The sequence below is a fragment of the Aliikangiella aequoris genome (assembly GCF_053709105.1).
In genome coordinates this window covers 152,054-173,064 of sequence record NZ_CM132298.1, presented here as the reverse complement: position 1 = coordinate 173,064, position 21,011 = coordinate 152,054, and the positions used below count along the sequence as shown (strand labels likewise).

The following is a 21,011-nucleotide window of genomic DNA, read 5'->3' as shown; positions in this document are numbered from 1 at the left end:
GCTACTGCTTGCTCTTAGAGAGCTGCTGTAAACAGTCTATTGCGGTGTTCTCTGTACCTAAAGGGACAAAAATATGATCGTGATGATAGCCAGCAACTACATTAGCGCTTATATTAAACTTAGCTAATTGAGTTGCTACTGCTGCAGTTAAGCCTACTGCTTGCAAACTAGAATAAACTTGTAGTGTAATTTTCTTATATTCACCCGAATATTCAAGTTGATATTGTTGAGCAATTTGCTTTTCAACAATCAGCGTAAAGCCATCTTCTTCTTGAAAAAAACCAATCGGCTTTATCAAAAGAACTTTTTCCCACTGTGCTAAATCAATACAACAAAAAACAAAGCTTTTATCACTCAGCTGTGGTTGCATTGTGGCAATTAGCTTTTTTAGATCGGTTTCACCATTCATTCTAAAGCTTCCAATAAGTTTGTTAGACAACGAGCTAAAAGCTGAACTTATATTAACTTACAAATAATTAATTGTGAACGCTAACATTGCTTATAGTCACAGAGAAAACTCGCTAATGACTCTAATGCAGAAGTTAAAGTGTCAATGTGCGGTAAGTATACTAGTCTAAAGTGATCCGCCGTTGGTAAATTAAAGGCTCTACCGTGCACCAATAAAATTTGTTTATCTCTCAGAAAATCAAGTACAAACTGTTCATCATCTTTAATATTAAAGCGTTTTATATCGATTTTTGGAAACAAGTACATTGCACCTTGTGGCCGGGTGCAGCTGAGTCCTGGAATTTGGTTTATCAATTTATAGCTAAGATCCATTTGTTGATATAAACGCCCACCTGGTTTAACTAAGTCATGAATGCTTTGATAACCACCTAACGCAGTCTGCAATGCAAACTGCATAGGCACATTAGCGCACAACCGCATAGAGGAAAGCATATCGAGGCCAGCAATGTAATCTTTTGCTATTCGTTTAGGTCCAGATAAAATCATCCAGCCAACACGAAAGCCAGCCACGCGGTAGTTCTTTGAAAGCCCACCTAAAGTGACGCAAAATACATCATCACTTAGTGTCGCTATGGGGATGTGCTGAGCTTGGTCGTACAAAATTTTGTCGTAAATTTCGTCGCTAAAAATAATTAAATTATGTTCTCTAGCAAGGGCAGTAATTTCTTCTAGAATGGCTTTACTATAAACAGCCCCCGTAGGGTTATTAGGGTTTATTAATACGATCGCTCGAGTTTTACGAGTAATTTTTTTCTTGATATCTGTAATACATGGGAACCAATTTTGGGCTTCATCACAAGTATAGTGACGTGGATTTCCACCAGATAACTTTACCGCTGCGGTCCATAAAGGGTAGTCAGGCGCGGGAACTAAGACTTCGTCTTGATCATTAAGTAAAGCTTGCATAGCCATTGTAATGAGTTCGCTAACCCCATTACCAATATAAATATCGTCAACTTTTGGCGTTAATAAGCCCATAGTTTGGTAATACTGGTGTACCGCAACCTTGGCGGAATAAATACCATTCGACGGGCCATAGCCTTGCGCTTCGGGTAAATGATGAATAACATCTTTTAAAATATCTTCTGGAGCTTCAAAGCCAAATGGCGCAGGATTGCCAATATTCAGCTTTAAAACTTGCAACCCTTCCTCTTCTAGTCTTTTCGCTTCCTCTAGAACAGGGCCTCTAATGTCATAACAAACACCATTTAACTTGCTTGATCGTTGAATAATTTGCATAGTCAATTCAGTAAAATGTAAACCTAAACTAAGATTACATGGTTTGTTGTTTGATTAGCAAATAGCCTAGAGTTTGGTTAGCCAATTAAGCGCCAGTTTCAGTTCCAAAATAATCAAAGGCGGCAGTTTCGCAATGCGCGTCGAGCAACGCTTGCTGTACTAATGTATTTTCGGCTAGTGGGTTAATCAGATGATAATCACCATGACTATCTAAACGCCACGACTGGCCTTCATCTTGTAGTAGCCAGTCTAAATCTTTAATGACTCTTGTTGCTATTTTAGGTGACAGAATAGGAAAGCAAACTTCTATACGGTTATATAAATTTCGTTCCATAATATCAGCACTTGAGCAATACACTTGAGTCGCTGCGTTTTGAAAGAAATAGACTCGGCTGTGCTCTAAAAACCGTCCAATCACAGATTTCACTTGAATATTTTCCGACAAACCTTCAACCTCTGGACGTAACGCACACACCCCTCTGACAATTAAATCAATGCGCACTCCTGCTTGCGAAGCATCATACAAGCGAGCAATAACATGGCGTTCACTTAAACCATTTACTTTAAAAATAATTCTGGCTTGCTTACCGTTTTGCGCCGCATGAATTTCATCATCAATCAATTCGATAAGTTTTTGATGCAATGTAAACGGCGCATTAAAAATTCGCTTCATTGGTAGCGTCTGCCCCATGCCAGTAAGCTGTTGAAAAATTTTATGTATATCGTCACTTAACTCATCGTGACAACTAAACAAACTATAGTCGGTATAAATTCGGGCATTTTTGACATGATAGTTACCCGTACCCAAATGGACGTAGCGCCGATAGCCGCCCTGCTCTTTACGCAAAATAAGCATCATTTTAGCGTGAGTTTTATAGCCCACAACGCCATAACAAACAACCGCACCGGCTTCTTGCAATCGGCTCGCAAGCGCCAGGTTTTCTTGTTCATCAAAACGAGCTTTTAACTCAACCACAACGGTTACTTCTTTGCCGCGGCGAGCGGCTTCTACTAAGATATCAACAATTTGCGAGTTATGCCCAGCGCGGTAAAGGGTCTGTTTAATTGACATAACCATAGGATCAAGTGCGGCTTGCCGGAGCAACTCTAAAACGGGATTGAAAGAGCTATAGGGATGATAAAGTAAATAGTCCTTATTACGAATTGACTCAAAATAATTACGGTCGTGATGTAAAGCATTAGGGATATTGGGCGCAAACTCTGGATAAGCGAGTTGCGGCTTATCCATCATTTCAAAAACCGAAAACAAACGTTGCAGATTAACTGGGCCACTCATTTGATAACAGTCTTGCTCACTTAGTCCAAACTCGTTCATAAGAAATTGCATTATGTCATTAGGGCAATTATCAACGACTTCTAAACGCACCGCATGTCCAAAACGGCGATTAAAAAGCTTACCTTGTACTTCTGCAGCAATGTCTTCAACTTCTTCTTCGTTAACGTTTAAATCGGAGTTACGTGTCACCCTAAACTGATAGCAGCCAGTAGCGTGCATACCATGAAAAAGTGAATCAATGTTGTCATGAATAATCGCCGATAAAAACACAAACTCTTCAGTTGTACTATCTTGTGTTTTAGGCAGCTTTATAATTCTTGGAAGTGAGCGTGGTGCGGGTACGATTGCTAAGCGACTTTCACGTCCAAATGCATCTTTGCCATTAAGCGTAACAATAAAATTTAAGCTTTTGTTAACTAACTTAGGAAATGGATGAGCAGGATCCAGTGCAATTGGGCTAACTACTGGCGCAACTTCAGTTTCAAAATAGGTTTTAATCCAATCTCGCTGAGATTGACTCCAGCTTTCTCGCTTTAAAAAGTATATCTGATGTTGCTCAAGTTCGGGTAACAGCTGATTATTTAAAATCTGATATTGCTTTTCAACATAAAGATGACAAAGCTCACTGAGCCTTTTAATAATGTTTTTTGAAGAAAGGCCGTCTGGTCCATAAAACTCTAGCCCAAGCATAATTTGTAGCTTAAGTTTAGCGACACGAACTTCAAAGAACTCGTCTAAATTGCGACTAAATATTAGTAAAAATTTTAATCGTTCCAGCAGAGGATGACGTTTGTCTATAGATTGCTCTAAAACGCGCGCATTAAATAATAGCTGGCTTATTTCTTGATTAATAAAACAGTGGTTGTCATATTCAAGTTTTTGCTTTTTTGGCATTGAAAGATACGCGCTCATATAAGTAGTAGAGACTTACCTAAGCCTCAATAGAAATAGTGTATTAGAGACTTTCAATTTCTCAAAGCAATATGTTTTGATCAACATAAAAAAAGGGGCTAATCAGCCCCTTTTTTAGTTGGTTAAATTACTAGAGGCCTAGAATTAATCTCTCTGGCTCTTCAAGTAGATCTTTAATAGTCACTAAGAATCCAACGGCTTCTTTTCCGTCAATTAAACGGTGATCATAAGACAATGCCAAATACATCATTGGCAAAATTTCAACTTGGCCATTCACAGCCATTGGTCGATCTTGGATTTTATGCATTCCCAAAATAGCCGTTTGCGGAGGGTTAACAATTGGAGTAGACATTAGCGATCCAAATACGCCACCGTTAGAAACGGTAAAAGTTCCACCAAGCATATCGTCAATTGAAAGTTTTCCATCACGCGCTTTAACGCCATACTCGCGAATACCACCTTCAATTTCTGCTAAGCTCATATTATCAACACTACGTAATACTGGCACCACTAAACCGCGTGGCGATGAAACGGCCACACCCACGTCTTGATAGCTATGATAAATGATGTCATTTCCATCAATAGAGGCATTAACAGCTGGGAATCTTTTTAGTGCTTCTACCGCAGCCTTCACGAAGAAAGACATAAAGCCTAGTCTGACATCGTGGCGCTTTTCAAATTCATCTTTATATTTAGAGCGTAACGACATTATTGGCTTCATGTTAACTTCATTAAAGGTTGTTAACATTGCCATATTTTGTTGGGCTTCGACCAATCGGTTAGCAATTTTTGCTCTTAACCTAGTCATTGGTTCACGGCGTTCAAAACGGTCACCTTGTGCCGCCGCAGGGGTAGCAGGCTCAGGTTTGTTGGCAGTTGGCTTAGAGCGATTCTCAATATAAGCGGTAACGTCTTCTTTTAAAATTCGGCCATTTTTACCACTACCTTTTATCAAGCTAGGGTCAATCTCGTATTCAGTTACCAGTTTTCTTACCGCAGGACTCAGTACGCTGTCGCTATCTGACGAACTATCTTTGGCGGCTTCTTTGTCATTACTTTCGTCAGCACTATCGCCTTTATCGCTAGCTTGATTAGATGACGAGTTATCACCCGCAGATGCACCCGCATTAAAGTGGCCTATTAGCTCATCACTTAATACGGTTTCGCCTTCGTCTTTAATAATATCAGCCAACACACCATCGTCGGGCGCTACAACTTCAATCACCACTTTATCAGTTTCAATATCAACGATTAATTCATCGCGAGAAAATGCTTCGCCAGGTTTTTTATGCCAAGTGGCAACAGTGCCGTCAGCCACAGATTCTGGAAACGTCGGTGCTTTTATTTCGGTAGCCATGTTGGTTCCTTTGTTCTCGTTAAATTTTTATTCAATTTTTAAACAGTTAATCTAAAGTGCGAGTTTAGGCTAGTTAGCCAGAAATCGCATCGTCTATAAATTTCTCTAGTTGCTTTAAGTGCAGTGCCATATAGCCAGCAGCAGGTGCCGCTGATGCTTCTCTTCCCGCAAACTCAACATACAACTTGTCATTGTGCGCGCTAACCACTTCTTTTAAATGATGATGTGTACTATACCAAGCACCTTGGTTTTTAGGCTCCTCTTGGCACCAAATCACTTTCTCTAAATTTTTATAGGGTGCGATGCTTTCAGCTAATTCTTGCGCAGGAAATGGATATAGCTGCTCGATTCTGATCAGCGCAATATGTGATGCTGCTAGCTCATCGCGTTTTTCCAGTAAGTCGTAATAAACTCGACCACTACAAAGTATAGCGCGAGTAATTTCAGCAGCTTTGTGCTTGGCGGTTTCACCAATAACATTTTGGAAGCTACCATCGGCAAGTTCTTCCATGCTAGACGTAGCTTGCTTATGACGGAGTAAACTTTTCGGTGACATAACCACTAAAGGTCTGCGTAACGGACGAATAATTTGTCGACGCAATAAATGAAATATTTGCGCAGGTGTTGTTGGTACACAAACCTGAATGTTTTCTTCTGCGCATAACTGTAAAAATCGTTCTAAACGGGCCGAAGAATGCTCTGGACCTTGGCCTTCGTAACCATGAGGTAACAACATAGTTAAGCCGCACAAACGCCCCCACTTATGTTCACCGCTGGTAATAAACTGATCAATGATCATTTGCGCGCCATTAGCGAAGTCACCAAACTGTGCTTCCCAAATGACCATAGTCGATGGGTTTGTAGTGGCATACCCATATTCAAACCCTAATACCGCAAGTTCAGATAAAAAGGAGTCGTAAATAGTAAATCGTTTTTCTACATCTTTTAGGTGTTGCAGCGGAATATATGTTTCGCCCGTTTTTTGATCATGTAATGCCGCATGACGATGCGAAAAAGTACCACGCCCAACATCTTGGCCAGTGATTCGAATGGAGTTATTTTGCTTTAATATTGTTGCATAGGCTAATGTCTCAGCAAACCCCCAATTAATCGGTAATTCGCCTTTCGCCATTAGTAAGCGATCATCTACTACTTTTTTAACTTGGCGCTGAACACTAAAGCCCTCTGGTACTTGGCAGAACTCTTGTGCGATTTTAACTAGCTCTTCGCGATCATAGCCGGTTTCGCCAGGTGTTTGCCAATCGTGCCCAAGGTAAGGTGTCCAATCAAAATAGAGCTCTTTATTTGGATTTTCAACTATTGAGTCTACGACTATTTCGCCGCGATCTAACTTTTCTCTATAGTTATTAGCCATTGCATCTACTTCGTCTTGTTGCAACAGCTTAGACTCAACTAACTGACGGCTATATTGAGTTAAAACACTGGGTAACTTTTTAATCACAGAATACATTAGTGGCTGAGTACCAGAAGGTTCATCAGCTTCATTATGACCACGTCGTCGGTAACAAACTAAATCTATTACAATGTCTTTCTTAAATTGGTAGCGATAATCGATCGCTAACTGACTGACAAATAATACCGCTTCGGGATCATCTGCATTAACATGCAAAATTGGTGCTTCGACTACTTTAGCAACATCGGTACAGTACTCGGTTGAGCGGGCATCTTCTTTTTTGCTGGTGGTAAAGCCAACTTGATTGTTGACTATAAGGTGTACCGTACCACCAGTTTTATATGCCCGGGTTTGCGACATTTGCAAAGTTTCCATAACAACGCCTTGTCCTGAGAAAGCCGCATCGCCATGAATATTGATAGGTAATACAGTTTTGCCTGATTTATCACGGCGCTTATCTTGGCGAGCTCTCACAGAGCCTTGGGTTACTGGTGAAACAATTTCTAAATGACTTGGGTTAAATGCTAAAGCCAAATGCACTTCGCCACCAGGAGTCATCACATTAGAAGAAAAGCCTTGGTGATATTTTACATCTCCAGAACCCATCGCATATTCGGCTTTACCTTCAAACTCATCGATAAGTTCCGAAGTCTTCTTACCCAAAGTATTGACTAAAACATTTAATCGACCACGATGCGCCATACCAATGACCACTTCTTTGGCTTGGTAACTACCGCTACGATTAATCAGCTCGTGCATTATCGCAATTAAGCTTTCGCCGCCTTCTAAACCAAATCGTTTGGTACCAGGGTATTTAGCACCCAAATATTTTTCCAACCCTTCCGCAGCGGTTAACCGTTCTAGCAGGCTTTTCTTGGTTTCTAGGTCAAACTCTGGATGCGATTGAACTTGCTCTAAGCGCTCTTGAAACCACTTTTTCTCCTCGCTATTAACTATATGCATAAATTCTGCACCAATAGTCGACGAGTAAGTTTTTTGTAGTCCGCTTAATATTTCTTTTAAAGTTAACTGATCTTTACCAAAATAGAGGGTTTGGGTTTGGAATTTGGTATTCAGATCCATTTCTGACAAGCCATGATAAGCCAACTCTAAATCATCAACCTGAGTTCTTTCCATAAGCCCTAGTGGATCAAGTTTTGCTGCTTGATGGCCTCTAACCCGATAAGACTCAATAAGCTCTAGTACAGCAACTTGTTTAGTTTCATGTTCTAACGAAACCGTACCACGGACTTGCTTGTTTTTGGCAAGTTCATAGAACTGCTTAAGGATGGCAGAATGTGGCACGTCTTTATTGGGCTGCGAGGCTTCTTCGACCATGCGATCAAAGTAATCGCGCCACTCTTGAGAAACCGATTGGCTATCTTCTAGATATTGCTCATAGAGCTCTTCAACATAAGAAACACTGCCACCAGAAAGATGACTTGTCCGTTGCATACGCTCAATGTACTTTTCTTGCATTGTTTTTCTCTGAGTTAGTATTTGCAGTTATAAGCTTACTTAGATATTTGATATAGGTTAAAAAGTAGTCTGATTCTATATAGTGTAGATAGCATTTTATAAAACGCCCTAAAAATAGGTGATTTTTGCTAAAACACCGCGAAATTGGGTGATTTTTAGTGAAAGTTGTCATTTTGGCGGTAAAATCAACGGCTACTTTTTAATATTCTTACTGATTCGACTCTTACTTGAGCTTATTTTCGGTACATTTTTACGGTTTGGTCTATTTTGACCAAATGGTGTGTACTACTCGCTCTCACACACCCTTAAGAATTTAATCACAACACTTTAATCAACTTATCTCAGTGCTCTTAAAATCTTAAATTTCAAGATAAAAATTACCTTAATTTTGAGGCGGATACTAACGTGTTAAAGCGCTCAGGTCTATAGGCAAATCAGCTATTTAGCGCAAAAAACCAATAAAATAAGCACAAAGTATAATGAATAGTATATTTGCCTAATTTTTTTCTAGCGGCGCTATAACTAAGCAAATCTCACGCTCTTTAGGTTAATATTAGAACATCTAAAGCTCACCTGCATAAGGAAGCAAAAAATGCCGCTAAAACCAATTAACTTTGCCGAAAAACTCGCTTTAATTAACCAACATTGGTCGCCCAAAGTGATTGCAGAAATGAACGACTACCAATTCAAGCTAGTCAAAGTTAAAGGAGAGTTTGTATGGCATAACCACCCAGATACCGATGAAGTCTTTATCGTTATTCAAGGCAGCCTAATTATTGCGTTTGCCGAACACCAAGTTAAGCTCAATGCTGGCGAAATGTATGTAGTTCCCAAAGGAGTAGAGCATAAGCCCATGGCTCAGTCCGAATGCCAAATATTGCTAATAGAACCGAAAGGCGTCGTTAATACCGGAAATACACAAAGTGAATTAACCGCTGCGCAAGATGTCTGGATATAAAGTGCAAGCATGGGCTCACATGCCAGAATTAACATGATTAGCTAGAACAACTCGTTTTTGCCAAATCGAAAAATAAGACGACAAATGCCACAAATCTAAACAAATGGGCAACTTTAACCCGCGTATCAAGGCATATTTTAGTAAAACAGCTAGAGTGAGTAGCCTCAGTTAGTGTAGGATACGGGCTTACAGAATGAGGTCTGCTTTGGTGTCAGTATTTTTTAATCCGCCGAAAGCAAAGACTTTAACCATAGTTCACATTATTAGCACCACAAATATAGACTTTGAGTAGGAAACAAATATGGCCAAAGGCATTATCAAACGTTACGAATTTCGCAAAGGCTTCGGTTTTATTGTCGACGAAAAAAGCGGCGAAGACTACTTTTTTCACAAAAGCGAGTGGCAAGGTGATGGTCCAATTCGTAAAGGTTTAGCGGTTAAGTTCGTCAATAAAGAGTCGGATAAAGGCCCTCAAGCAGAGTCGGTTATGCCCTTAGACGCACCGAGTAAGAAATCTTCAAAGAACCCAAAACCACAAGCAAAACCGGCAACATTAGAAGAGCGCGTAGCTTCGCTTGAAAGCACAGTCACCACATGGAAAGTAATAAGCTTACTCGCTTTTGCAGGTATGGTTGCGCTAGCAGTAGAAAAATACATTCTTTAATTTAGTAAAATTACTGCTAGCTACCCAATTTTAATCGGATGCTAGCAGTTAACAACTAAATTCCATCAACTTTTAACGCCAAACTCATTAATATCTAAACTAAAGCTCAGCCCATCAGTTGCCACTAGGCCTTTGTCTTGTTGGTATTTATAAGTGACCTTGTCAATTTGTGCATTTGAACTAATCATGTTGATAATAAACCCGCTATCACCAAGTTTAATTATGGTTTCTCTAGCTTCTGGCTTTTTAACAAACTCTGTTTTTCTTTCGTCATACACAAAAACGAAGCCTTTTACTCTGCAAAGCCCTGCTTCATAAGCAAGCACTTCACCGACAAAATGCCGTCTTGTGGACTGCCCATACAGCGAGCGATAAATAATATGAACTTTCTCACCTTTTTCGATCAACATCATATTTCCTTATTTATTAATAAAGTTATTTTAATACCTTCACTTACGAACAATAGACACATCTAACACATCAGCTAAATTAGCAACAATACTCGTCACTTTCGTTTGTGAGGTGGAAGACTCAATCATTTTTTTATCACCATTATTCAAAATAACTGAAACTCTAAAAATGTCTGCACCATCTGAGTCATAGATACGTCTAAGTTGAATAAAGTTAACATCAGAAATTCGAAAGTACTGTTTTCCATTTCTAAGCGCTTTATTTTTATGCCGATTAAACTCGAACACTTCTCCTTGATAGACATTCCGCCAACCAATAAAGCACTCTCGCGCTACAAGCAGCCCCGCCCCAAGAAAAAGGATCATGACTTTATTACTTGCAACTAAATTTTGTATCGCCTCAAATAAATTGTATTGCGGCATAAAGTCTTTTAACAAAAGATAGTACCAAGCAACCAAAAAGCCACTCATAAAAAAACTCTTGAATAATGAACCCCAAAACGGGCGAATTAGAATTAAGTGATTTTGGTTTTGCTTTTTGGTAATTAATGTATCCAAGGAGCCTTCCTGTAATATTGTTTTTATTAAACTTTTAGTCGTTTAGTCATTTTAAAACCTGCTTCATCACGTCATTTTCGAACACTTTAGTCCCCGAAGGTTCCGCAGCAGCAGCAGTGCTTAGCATAGCCTGAGCAACTTGGGCTGCTTTAATAGGCGCAACTCTCTGTAGCCTCTCAAATGGAATCCAGCTTAACGGGTACAAAAACAGTAGTCCTAGCGACTCCGCAATTCGAAATTGGCTACGCTGAGTGGCATACAACAAGGAAGGCCGATAAATAAAAAGCGAGGTTAACTCTAAAGCCTTTAATGCGCTTTCCATTTTGCCTTTAGTCTGCAAATAGTAGTTACTGCTCTCAGGGTTCGCATTAAGCGAGCTGATCACATGAAAGCTTGCTGCCTGTTGCTGCTTGGCTTGTTTCGCGATGTTTAAAACCAGCTCAAAATCAACCTGGAAAAACGCTTTTCTACTACCCGCGCGCTTTAAGGTTGTTCCTAAGGTGCAAAAAACATCTGCGTTTGCAAAACTTATATTGGCTTGGCTAGTACTTAAATTTGGGTCGACAACAAAAGTTACGCTATCTTTTAAGCTAGCGGCAATGTTTTCAAGCTTAATATCTTGACGCCTTAACACCACCATAATGTTAGCGTAATGACTCGCTTTACACAGCAGACTGAGTAACTCTCGCCCAACAGCGCCAGTTGCGCCAAATAATACAGCTTTATCAACCATAAAACGCCTTTATGTTGAGCACAAGTTAAAACCCAGCTCACTAATTATTGCTCATTCTTCCGCTAAACCAGTTATAGTATATTTAACCCTAACTAATGTTTAATTCAATGAGAATAGAATAGCTTAATGCAAAAAAATAAAACTTTAACCACTTATCTCCAACTAGCTAAACTACCACTGGGGAAGAAAATATTCTCTGTAATTGTCAGCCAAGTTGCGCCTTATTTCGCCAGCATCAAACCTTACATTACACTATTAGAGCCGAATCGATGCATTTGCATGATTAAAAAGCGGCGACGAGTATTTAATCATATTAAAACAGTCCATGTCATTGCGATTTGCAATGGACTAGAAATGGCGATGGGCGTTATGGCAGAAGCGTCAATTCCAGCAAGCTTACGCTGGATTCCCAAAGGCATGACTTTAGAGTACACCGCTAAAGCGCAAACCAACATTTATTGCGAAGCCAAGGTTAACCCGCAAGACTGGCGACCGGGAGAGTTATTAGTTAGTGTTACCGCGTTTGATGAGCAACAGAATATCGTAGTTAAAGGCCACATAAAGTTATGGGTGACTGAAAAGCCTGGCGCAACTGCCAGCTCTCAAAAAACCGACTAATCTGAGTTTGTGGTTAGTTGAAACGCTTCGCTAACCAATAATCCAAAGATAACTTACCCGCACCATGCAACAACAAGGGAATTAACATCACAATAAATATTAACGGCAATTTATAATTACCAAAACCATTATCAGAAATGCTATAGCCCTGCCATAACTCTCCTAAGCCATGCCATTCACTTGGCCAATGCACCCCGAAAATAGCAACCACAGAAAGAATGATTAAGCTTAATGACCAGAAGCGGGTCAGTATGCCAAGCGCCAGTCCAATTCCACCCAAAACTTCAAACCAAGTCGCTAAAAACCAGCTGATGTCCGTAGGAATAACATTAAAGGGGAATGGAAAATTTTGCTGAATGCTAGCAAACCAGTTTTGACCATTGAGTTTTAACAGCCCTGCTTCAAAAAACTCCCAAGCCAGTATCAGGCGAAGTAACAATGTTGCCCCCCAATCACCAGCGCAGTTTAGAAATTGAGTAATCTGTGAATAGTAGTGGGTGATTTTACTTAATACTGTGTTTTGCATTGACTCTCTCAACTTTAACCTCTATTGCATAATAGATGAACCAACTGCAATTTTGTTTCAAATTATTCGGAATACCAGCGTTGAATTGACAGTTTATCTAGTACCGACAGCTTAAAAATGGTTTTTATTTGCTTTTTCTGCGGCGGCTTAGCGGTAGCGTCAATGATAATGTTTTGCGGATAATTCATGATTGAAGTCTCGTCATAAACCGTGGCAACCACATCGCTTTTATTTAAAGGCGAGTTAATTTCTCGGCATTTTGCTTGCGCGGCGGTTTGATTATAGTTTATTGCCATTAATTTTGGCACACAGCTAATTAAGTGCTCTTCAATGGCGGCCTTTCCATAAGGCCAGTTGGGGTTACGATACTCATGCTCTAAGCCTAATGCGTGGCCGAACTCATGCAAAATAAAACGTTTAGCATAATTTAGCGGTAGATCTGGCGTACTAAGTTCCGCTAATAAAAGGGTCGCCGAGCGCCCCTCTAAATCTGCATGATTACCAATTATTGAGCCAGTGTAGTCTAAAAAACTCACCCGAATGTGAGTTTGTTTTGGGGCAGTCGCCAGCGAGTCAAAAAACTTAAACGATAATGAAGTATTCTCAGTCCACAAAGGAGCGTAGTCTTTTACAAGGTTTTTCTGACGCAAGTCACCATCTAAAAATACAACATTAAGCTGGCTATTTTTGGGCCACTGCTTATCTTTCACCAACACCGCAGCAATTAGCTGGCAAGCAAATAACGAAGTAAGCAAAATACTGGAGGCGAATATTCTTTTCATTGGCAATCAGTAACATAAAACAATGCCATCAACTATACCCTACAAAATACAAAAGCTCACCGGAAAGCATTTTAATTTTCAGCAGCCGCGCTCTTATTCCGCAAACATTATCACTATTTGATTGGCTAGAGCTTCATCATCTTGGCGCCCATAACGAATCAACACATCATCTTTACCATCATGATTAACATCTCGTGTAGTGACGTATGCTCCATCTTTAGGAACCGCGACTTTATGCTTTTTAGAGCGCGAGTTAAACATTCGCTCTTTAGTTTCGCCAATATAAACACGCAGCGTTTTCTCGCCATCAGAAAATAGTAAGTCTTGCAGACCATCACCATTAAAGTCGGCCAGTTTAACTACCGGTTGACCACTTTTACCAGAGGACAAACTAAAAGTTAAATCAACCTCGCGCTCTACTTCTGGCTCTTCTTGATAGTGTCCATTTTCATCCATTTTGAATATTTTTACGTCCTGATCAATACTTCCAGACAACAAAGCACCAATTATTTGCGAGACCCCAATATCAAGGCTGTTTAGCATAACATCCTCCAGTTGGTCACCATTTAGGTCAATGGTTTTAATGCCCACTGTAGTGCCCGATACGGCTAGTACACTACTGGGTTTAGGCTCATACTTTAGGCCCCCAGGAGAACTTTTACCTAGATAAACTTCATAATTATTTTTACGATCGAGCACACCTGAGCTTTGACTAAACCGAATAAGTAAGTCAGGCAGGTTATCATTATTAATATCTTTAATCTGATTCATACTGCGATAAGCCAAGTTGGCCTGATCAAGCTGCTCGCCATTGGCTTCTTTTTGCTCCCACCATTCTAGCGCTTTTACATCGATAGGAAGTTCAAGGTGAGAGCCTATCGTGTTAAATAAGCCTTGCTGTGTTTGTTCAAAATAAATTAGCCCTGCGTCTTTCATTAGTACTATATCTTGTCGACCGTCTAAGCTAATGTCTGCGTAGTAAATAGTTTGTGGTTTATATTCAATAGAATCTCTGTTCATTTCAGACTTAGCATAAATAGGCAAAGTCATTGGTATAAACTCACCTGACGGCTGCTGCAAGTAATAGTGGGTTGCTTTAAAGTCCGCTAAAACGATATCTTGTAAACCATCATTATTAGCATCTACGGTAAACTCCCTGTCTGCCAAATACTGAGCGTTTTCTTGTAAATAAATGGTATCTGCCGTTATTAGACGCTCAAAATTACCGGATTCAAAGTTATAACGGGTGACCCCTTGGCTATCTAAAAATAGTAACGAATCTCTGTTATCTGACGCTAAAATATCGATACTGATAAACCTTTCAGGGATTGTTTTTTGAACCAATAGGTGAAAGTTAAAAGGTTGACCGGGTAAATTCTCTGGCTGGTACACTGCAAAGGTACGCTGTCCGCTTTTGGTCACACCAATAACTAACAACTGCTCTTCGTCACCGCTAAAGCGAGCGTGCTTAAGTGGGTGAGTAATCGTGAAATTGGCCGCGATAGAGTGATGCTTAAAATTAACATTAGCGAAAACATTACTCGCTAAAATTAATAGGAAGATAGAAACGATTGGTTTTATGAGCATTCTAATTAAGTCCCTGTTATGATCTGTCTGTATGACTGAGCTCAATTGACTATTGAGTCAATTAACTTGCTTTGCTATGACCCATATATAGTGCTGAGGTTCATTACAACTCAGCAGTTTTAAAAGTTTGAGCAATATTAACATTAATTATCTACTAGTTTACTAACAACTAGTTAACCTTAATTCATGAGGTCATTTTATTTTGTCTATGCAACCATTTAGTGAGTTTCCAGCCATTGAAATAGAACCGACTAGCGACTTTTGCTTAGTAAATCATCAGCGCCAAGGCGGTGACATTTTATTGTTGGCCTATGCGGTGAAACGAGACTTTTTGTCCGTACCTAAAACTTTTTGTATTTTAGCTTTCAGCGCCGACCCAGGTTACAACGTTGAGTATCACTGCTTAGATAAAATTGACTATCTAGAGCAGTTAGAGCTCGCGCAAGACTCGGTTGAACCAGGCTGGTTGGAATTAGAAAGCACCGAAAACGAATCTATTTTGTTATTACTTACCGAGCGACAAGCAATTGAAATTGCTTGCGATAATTACCAAGTAGAACAAGCTCAATACCATAGCGAAAGCGCTCTGCAGGCCATTTTAGGCTTTATTGCTAATAACGACTAAAGCCGATTCAAGATTTAAGCTGGCTGCTTGAGCAGTCGCTGTCTGATCCAGCGGTTTAGCCGATGTTGATGTTGCCGCTCGTGCCAATAAAGGTAAATTTCTAAATGTCGTGTAGCAAAAGGTAACGGCAATATTTTAATGGCAAAGTGAGTGGCTAAATAATTAGCAAAACTTCGCGGCACAGAAAATAATAAACTTGAATCAGCCAAAAACTGCGGTATTTGCAAAAAGGTTGGGAGTGACAGGCTGATTAAACGTTGTTTGCCTAGCTGCTCTAAAGCCGCATCTACCCTTCCTCGCGTCGGCTCTTCAAATGAAAACTTGCCGTGCCGCTGCTTTAAATAGGTTTCTAAGTCGAGGCTGTCTGCGCTAAGCACACAATCTTTGCCGGCAACTACCACGAATTCTTCTTGGGTTAAAAGTTGACGATAAAGACCCGCTCTCGAATCATTAAACGCCGTTAACACCAGATCAATTTCTCCACTAATCAAGCTGTCTAAGCTTCTAGGAGTGGTGGAGCGAATCGCAAAATTTAATTTTGGTGCGGCGAGTTGAATTTGGTTAATACGGTCACTTACATAAACGACATCCATGTCAGTTCCCGCTAAAACGATGGTTTGTTCTGCTTCTTCAAGCGTTACTTCATCATTTAGCCAAAGGCTTTCAATTTCTGGCAATAATTGAGTTAATTGCGACAATAGTATCTGTGCGCGTGGCGTTAATTGATATTGGTTACCTGCGCGTACCATTAATGGATCATCAAATTCTTGTTTTAAGCGACTAAAAATGCGGCTCATCGCCGGTTGTGAAAGCTGCATCATGTCAGCCGCTCTAGAGACATTTTTTTGAGTTAACAAAACTTTCAGCGCAGGTAATAAGTTTAAGTCGATATTTTTCATGAATAACCTAGCTACGCCGCTTACTAACCAAGCGGCTTAATCAATGACCTTGTTTGGGTTGGTTTGGGTTGACTCAACCGCACCACACCGCACTTAACCTTAACTGGAATGAATAATCCCCATACAGTATTACCAACTTGCATAGCAACTATCAGCATTATAGCATTTACGCATAGCCTTGTTAGGCGTATTCTCTATTTGTTCTTTAAACTCCAGTCTTTAGGTCATTTCAATGCGATATCTCGCACTTTTCGCAGCCATTATTGCAACTACGCCATTAGCCGTGGATATGTATTTGCCGGCTATGATTCAAATTGCTGAAACATTCGACGCTCCAATTACCCAAATTCAAAACTCGCTCAGCATTTATCTGGCAGGGTACGCTTTTGGCATGTTCTTGTTTGGCCCATTAGCAGATAAACTTGGGCGTCGCCCCCTTGTGATTGCAGGATTAAGTGGGTTTATAATATTTTCAATTTTGTTAGCTTTTTGCCAAAGCGCAGATATTTTTCTTAGCCTACGCTTTTTTCAAGCAATGACTGGCGGTGCTGCAACAGTCGTTATTCCTGGCGCAATTAGACAGCTAATGGGTAAAGATACCGCTAAAGGTCTATCCTATGTTTCTATGATTATGATGGTAGCGCCTATGTTAGCACCGGCTATTGGCGGTCTATTATTAGCGGTGCAGCCATGGCCTTTAATTTTTCATGTGCTCGCTGCATACGGAACTTTAATGTTGTTTGCAGCATGGCGCTGGTTTCCTAATTTAGAGCAAGATCCAACTCGCTCACCACTTCAGCAAAGCTTTATTAAGCGTTACCACACAGTTCTAAAAGAAAAAAGCTGCCATCCATTTTTAGCCGTCACCATGCTTTCTTCGTTAGTGTTTTTTACCTACATTACCTCTGTTTCGTTTTTGTATATTGATTTTTTCGAGTTTTCCGAGACTCAATTTAGCCTTTTATTTGGATTAAACGTTGTCGGTTTAATTTGCGCCAACTTTATAAACACTCGCCTTGTTCCAAAGCTTGGTAGTCGCAAAATATTGCATTTTGCCGCCTTCTTTGCACTTTTATTGGCTAGCGCTTTTTTCTGTCTCATTCTTATTAACGCAGCCCCTGCATTGATTATCGCTTGCTTGATCCCTCTGCTTGGAAATTTAGTGGTTATTAGCGCTAATTCAGACGCACTAATATTACGCCAATTTGTACAGCATGGCGGAACTGCAGCAGCAGTTATAGGCACATTGCGATTTAGTAGCGGTGCACTTGCAGGGCCGCTACTGGCATTACTTTTTGATCAAACAGCCCTACCTATTGGCATTATATTTGGAATAGGAATTAGCTCAATGAGTGTGATTCTGTGGATGGGATTAGCCAATCAAACACATCCTAACAAACCGCAAGATGCCACACCAAGCTCTACCTCTTAAATTGAGATATTGAAACTAATCCAATGGTACTTACTCAATATTGCTTAAAATAGCGCAACTTATTCAATCATTTTGAGCGCGCATTACTTTGCCTTATGGTGCAATATTGCTATGATGCGGTCAGATTTAAATCTGCTGCGTACCAGCAAATTGATAACAAAATAGACGAATTTGGGAGTTAAAGTGAAATATTTAAGTTTAATTATTGCCGCTAGTTTACTACTTAGTGCGTGCCAACAAGATGACAAAGCCGAAGAAAAACCAGCGGCAGAGCAATCCGCAAAAGTAGTCACAGAAAAAGTCGAGCCTAAGCCCGCGGTACCTGCCGAGCCAAAACCAGATCACGATCATTCAGCTGCCGATCATAACCATGCCGCAAGCAATGAAGACCTAGAGCCTTATACTCAAGTTGAAATAGAAAAAGCCTGCGAAACTCCTGTAGTCTATGAGTTTTTTGCTTATCATTGCCCGCACTGCTACAACTTAGAGCCTTTTGCAGAAGAGTGGCGCACTAAAAACGAAGGCAAAGTTAAGTTTGTTACAGTACCCACTGATCTTGGACATAAACAGTTCGCTAGTTACTTGTTAGTTCATCACGCTGCCGACAAGTTAGGTATTTTAGATAAAGTTCGTCCCGCTTTGTTCGAGCGTTTTCATAAAGAGAAAAAACTATTTGCTTCTGCCGAGGAAGCCGCTCAGTTTTTAGCAGACCAGGGTGCCGATAAAGCTAAAGCAACTGAAACCCTTGCGCAAGAAAACCTTGAGCCTATTGGCGAAGCAATTAAACAAGACTATTTAATGATGGCTGATTATAAAATCACGCATGTTCCTCAGCTATTAGTGAACAACAAATATCTTACCGATATTACTCGCTCGGGTGGACAAGCAGAAACTTTTGAGAATATTGACAAATTATTGGCCATGCCACACAACTGCAAATAATTACAACGTTCAATCATTGAGGGCCGCCAATCCGTGGAACATTTTGATGCAATTTATCAACGTGCTATTCAACGCAAGGGCGGCCAACAAGCGGTAACAGAACTCCTTCCTCAAGTCCTAAGCGAGCATACATTAGCTCAACAAAGTGATACCTATTTTTTAGCGGCTATGGCCAAAAAGATATTCCAATCAGGTTTTGTGTGGAAGGTCGTTGAAAATAAATGGCCCGGCTTTGAAGAAGTTATGTGGGGGTTAAATCCACAAAAATTAGCTTTAGCTAGTGATGAGCAAATCGAAAGAATGGCTCAAGATAAGCGTATTATTCGCAACCTCACTAAAGTCAAAGCGGTTAGAGAAAATGCTTTCTTTATTCAGCAGCTAGGTAAAAAACACCTTGGTTTTGGCGAGTTTTTAAATCAATGGTCTAGTCATGAAATTACTCAGCTATGGCTTTATCTTAAAAAGCATGGCAGCCGTTTAGGAGGAAACACAGGCCCTTATTTCCTGCGGGCAGTTGGTAAAGACACTTTTTTAATGACCCGAGACGTGGTCGCCTACTTGGTCAGTCAAAACATAGTCTCTAAACAACCCACATCACAGCGCGACTTAAAGCAAGTTCAGTCAGCTTTTAATCAATGGCAACAAGACTCAGGAAAAACAATGGCTGAGATCAGTCGAATAATCGCTTTATCTGTCGGCTAAGCCTCGTAGAGCTTGATTGGGGCTAATTCTGGCAAATAAGCTAAAATAATCTAAACTAAGATTAGTAGCCAAATTTTAATAGGTAAAAAAATGGGAAAGCCATCGGAAAAGCGTCGCCATAAGCGCATCTCAGTTCGCACCAATGTTTTTGTAGAAGGCGAACAGATTCCGCGCTTTAAAACCCAAACAATGGACTTTTCCGACGGCGGTTTATTTATTGAAGGTGCGGCTTTATCTAAGTTAGAAATCGATACACTTCTCAATATTCAAGCAGCAGAAGAATTCCAAACAAAACCTGTAGTAAAAGCGCGGGTTGCTTGGACTAACCGCTATGGTGCCGGGATTGAATATATTTCTGACTAAGCCGCCACGCTCGCCTAGCCTTTTTTCTCAACAACTCTTTTAAGTTGTTGTAATCCCTGATTAAAGCTATCGCCTACTAGCGTATCCATTAGTTGCGCAAAATAATTGCCAATTATTATTGGCTGCATTTTGCCTTGCATATACCAAGTTACCTGAGTTTTTTGACCTGCTCGAGCATATCGAAAGCCGGCAACATATTCTGTTGAATCGCCCTCAAAAGTCATGTTGTAGGCTATGCCTTCGCTTGCAGAGGATTGAATAAAAGTTAGTCCGCCAGAGCCGCTTTCACCAGTCCATGTTTGCGAAGCTCCAACCCCTTTTGTTATCTCGCCAAGAGTCGTTTTCATGCTAGGGTCAAGCGCATGCCACGGAGACCACGCTGGCCATTGCTCTAAATCATTTAAATGAGCATGGATCTCTTGGGGTGAAGCGTCAATTTCAATGCTTCGAGTAACATTTACATTGTTATCTAAAATTAATCCACCAACAATAAACAGCAGAATTAAACCACCAAAAACCTTTAAAAACGTTTGCATTGAAATCCCCTCAGTTATTCAATGATTATTGCAACAAAGTTGTTGCCCATTTTACTGTAGCCATATTACTTTGGCAAAATCTGACGATCAGGCTCCACCCAACCCTGTTGAGCCGCGTTAGACTCAATCACTTTATCACTATAATAAACGGCTATCTGACTTTTAAAATGCTTAAACAAGTCAGCGTTAGCGGCAACAAAATCGACAAAATTACTGGTTTTAGAATCGCGCATTGCTTGCGCAATAATATAAACACTCGCAACGGTTAAACTATAATGAAATTTGTCTGGCGCACCTAAGTGTGTTGCATACTTTTTTATTCCATCAAGCACTTTTTCACAGGCAGTCGCAACAGTTGATTCGTTTAAGTAGATCCAAGTGATGCGTACGTGACCTAGATGGTTAAAATACACTGGATCGAGGGTTAGTGCTTCAAATTGTTGTTTAAATGTTTGATCTTGCATGCTGCTTCCTTTTTAAAGCGGCCGCGTAGATTAATCTAATTACCTG

Annotated in this window: 22 protein-coding genes; 8 read left to right on the top strand and 14 right to left on the bottom strand. The window is 40.3% G+C overall.

The window, feature by feature from the left end; genetic code table 11:
- Position 1: 1 nt before the first annotated feature.
- From ACUR5C_RS00870 to ACUR5C_RS00850, 5 genes are all read right to left on the bottom strand, one after another.
- Positions 2-409: an ACT domain-containing protein gene (locus ACUR5C_RS00870; protein ID WP_454466424.1), complete on the bottom strand. Its 408-nt coding sequence runs from the start codon at positions 407-409 to the stop codon at positions 2-4.
- Between the two features lie 80 nt (positions 410-489).
- On the bottom strand, positions 490-1,707 hold the full coding sequence (locus tag ACUR5C_RS00865) for a pyridoxal phosphate-dependent aminotransferase (RefSeq protein WP_454466423.1): 1,218 nt from the start codon (positions 1,705-1,707) through the stop codon (positions 490-492).
- A gap of 85 nt (positions 1,708-1,792) precedes the next feature.
- A complete protein-coding gene (gene ppk1 / locus ACUR5C_RS00860; RefSeq protein WP_454466422.1) occupies positions 1,793-3,898 on the bottom strand; it encodes a polyphosphate kinase 1 in 2,106 nt (701 codons plus the stop codon).
- A 148-nt stretch (positions 3,899-4,046) separates the two neighbouring features.
- Positions 4,047-5,273, bottom strand: coding sequence for a 2-oxoglutarate dehydrogenase complex dihydrolipoyllysine-residue succinyltransferase (gene odhB, locus ACUR5C_RS00855; RefSeq protein WP_454466421.1), 1,227 nt, complete (start codon positions 5,271-5,273; stop codon positions 4,047-4,049).
- Between the two features lie 73 nt (positions 5,274-5,346).
- A complete protein-coding gene (locus tag ACUR5C_RS00850) occupies positions 5,347-8,166 on the bottom strand; it encodes a 2-oxoglutarate dehydrogenase E1 component (protein WP_454466420.1) in 2,820 nt (939 codons plus the stop codon).
- Between the two features lie 592 nt (positions 8,167-8,758).
- Here ACUR5C_RS00850 and ACUR5C_RS00845 point away from each other — a divergent pair.
- Positions 8,759-9,124, top strand: coding sequence for a cupin domain-containing protein (locus tag ACUR5C_RS00845; protein WP_454466419.1), 366 nt, complete (start codon positions 8,759-8,761; stop codon positions 9,122-9,124).
- A gap of 301 nt (positions 9,125-9,425) precedes the next feature.
- Positions 9,426-9,788, top strand: a complete 363-nt coding sequence (locus ACUR5C_RS00840; protein ID WP_454466418.1) for a cold-shock protein — start codon at positions 9,426-9,428, stop codon at positions 9,786-9,788.
- Positions 9,789-9,853: 65 nt separating this feature from the next.
- On the opposite strand, the gene ACUR5C_RS00835 is transcribed toward ACUR5C_RS00840, so the two are convergent.
- From ACUR5C_RS00835 to ACUR5C_RS00825, 3 genes are all read right to left on the bottom strand, one after another.
- Positions 9,854-10,198, bottom strand: a complete 345-nt coding sequence (locus tag ACUR5C_RS00835; protein ID WP_454466417.1) for a hypothetical protein — start codon at positions 10,196-10,198, stop codon at positions 9,854-9,856.
- 39 nt (positions 10,199-10,237) lie between these two features.
- Positions 10,238-10,669: a hypothetical protein gene (locus ACUR5C_RS00830; protein ID WP_454466416.1), complete on the bottom strand. Its 432-nt coding sequence runs from the start codon at positions 10,667-10,669 to the stop codon at positions 10,238-10,240.
- 133 nt (positions 10,670-10,802) lie between these two features.
- Positions 10,803-11,489, bottom strand: coding sequence for an NAD(P)H-binding protein (locus tag ACUR5C_RS00825; RefSeq protein WP_454466415.1), 687 nt, complete (start codon positions 11,487-11,489; stop codon positions 10,803-10,805).
- A 126-nt stretch (positions 11,490-11,615) separates the two neighbouring features.
- Between ACUR5C_RS00825 and ACUR5C_RS00820 the strand changes: the two genes are divergently transcribed.
- The gene (locus ACUR5C_RS00820; RefSeq protein ID WP_454466414.1) at positions 11,616-12,107 is read left to right on the top strand and encodes a hotdog fold domain-containing protein; all 492 of its coding nucleotides are present in this window, start codon (positions 11,616-11,618) and stop codon (positions 12,105-12,107) included.
- Positions 12,108-12,120: 13 nt separating this feature from the next.
- Here the strand turns inward: ACUR5C_RS00820 and ACUR5C_RS00815 are convergent, their stop codons facing one another.
- From ACUR5C_RS00815 to ACUR5C_RS00805, 3 genes are all read right to left on the bottom strand, one after another.
- Positions 12,121-12,633, bottom strand: coding sequence for an HvfX family Cu-binding RiPP maturation protein (locus ACUR5C_RS00815; RefSeq protein WP_454466413.1), 513 nt, complete (start codon positions 12,631-12,633; stop codon positions 12,121-12,123).
- Between the two features lie 62 nt (positions 12,634-12,695).
- Positions 12,696-13,415: a zinc metalloprotease gene (locus ACUR5C_RS00810; RefSeq protein WP_454466412.1), complete on the bottom strand. Its 720-nt coding sequence runs from the start codon at positions 13,413-13,415 to the stop codon at positions 12,696-12,698.
- A 93-nt stretch (positions 13,416-13,508) separates the two neighbouring features.
- Positions 13,509-15,002 (bottom strand): FG-GAP repeat domain-containing protein, encoded by a 1,494-nt coding sequence (locus ACUR5C_RS00805; protein ID WP_454466411.1) that lies wholly within the window; start codon positions 15,000-15,002, stop codon positions 13,509-13,511.
- A 208-nt stretch (positions 15,003-15,210) separates the two neighbouring features.
- Here ACUR5C_RS00805 and ACUR5C_RS00800 point away from each other — a divergent pair, with 208 nt between their 5' ends.
- Complete coding sequence (locus ACUR5C_RS00800) at positions 15,211-15,627, top strand: hypothetical protein (RefSeq protein WP_454466410.1); 417 nt, start codon at positions 15,211-15,213, stop codon at positions 15,625-15,627.
- Positions 15,628-15,641: 14 nt separating this feature from the next.
- Here the strand turns inward: ACUR5C_RS00800 and ACUR5C_RS00795 are convergent, their stop codons facing one another.
- Positions 15,642-16,526 carry a LysR family transcriptional regulator gene (locus ACUR5C_RS00795; RefSeq protein WP_454466409.1) on the bottom strand — a complete coding sequence of 295 codons (885 nt, stop codon included), beginning with the start codon at positions 16,524-16,526 and terminating at the stop codon, positions 15,642-15,644.
- 232 nt (positions 16,527-16,758) lie between these two features.
- On the opposite strand from ACUR5C_RS00795, the gene ACUR5C_RS00790 reads away from it, so the two are divergent.
- The 4 genes from ACUR5C_RS00790 to ACUR5C_RS00775 all read left to right on the top strand — a co-directional run bounded on the left by ACUR5C_RS00790 (position 16,759) and on the right by ACUR5C_RS00775 (position 19,965).
- Positions 16,759-17,958: a multidrug effflux MFS transporter gene (locus tag ACUR5C_RS00790; RefSeq protein WP_454466408.1), complete on the top strand. Its 1,200-nt coding sequence runs from the start codon at positions 16,759-16,761 to the stop codon at positions 17,956-17,958.
- A gap of 183 nt (positions 17,959-18,141) precedes the next feature.
- Complete coding sequence (locus ACUR5C_RS00785) at positions 18,142-18,900, top strand: thiol:disulfide interchange protein DsbA/DsbL (protein WP_454466407.1); 759 nt, start codon at positions 18,142-18,144, stop codon at positions 18,898-18,900.
- A gap of 33 nt (positions 18,901-18,933) precedes the next feature.
- The gene (locus ACUR5C_RS00780) at positions 18,934-19,602 is read left to right on the top strand and encodes a DNA-3-methyladenine glycosylase I (protein ID WP_454466406.1); all 669 of its coding nucleotides are present in this window, start codon (positions 18,934-18,936) and stop codon (positions 19,600-19,602) included.
- A gap of 90 nt (positions 19,603-19,692) precedes the next feature.
- Positions 19,693-19,965, top strand: a complete 273-nt coding sequence (locus ACUR5C_RS00775) for a PilZ domain-containing protein (RefSeq protein ID WP_454466405.1) — start codon at positions 19,693-19,695, stop codon at positions 19,963-19,965.
- A gap of 14 nt (positions 19,966-19,979) precedes the next feature.
- Here the strand turns inward: ACUR5C_RS00775 and ACUR5C_RS00770 are convergent, their stop codons facing one another.
- A complete protein-coding gene (locus tag ACUR5C_RS00770; protein ID WP_454466404.1) occupies positions 19,980-20,501 on the bottom strand; it encodes an SRPBCC family protein in 522 nt (173 codons plus the stop codon).
- A 65-nt stretch (positions 20,502-20,566) separates the two neighbouring features.
- The gene (locus ACUR5C_RS00765) at positions 20,567-20,965 is read right to left on the bottom strand and encodes a hypothetical protein (protein ID WP_454466403.1); all 399 of its coding nucleotides are present in this window, start codon (positions 20,963-20,965) and stop codon (positions 20,567-20,569) included.
- Positions 20,966-21,011: the final 46 nt, after the last annotated feature.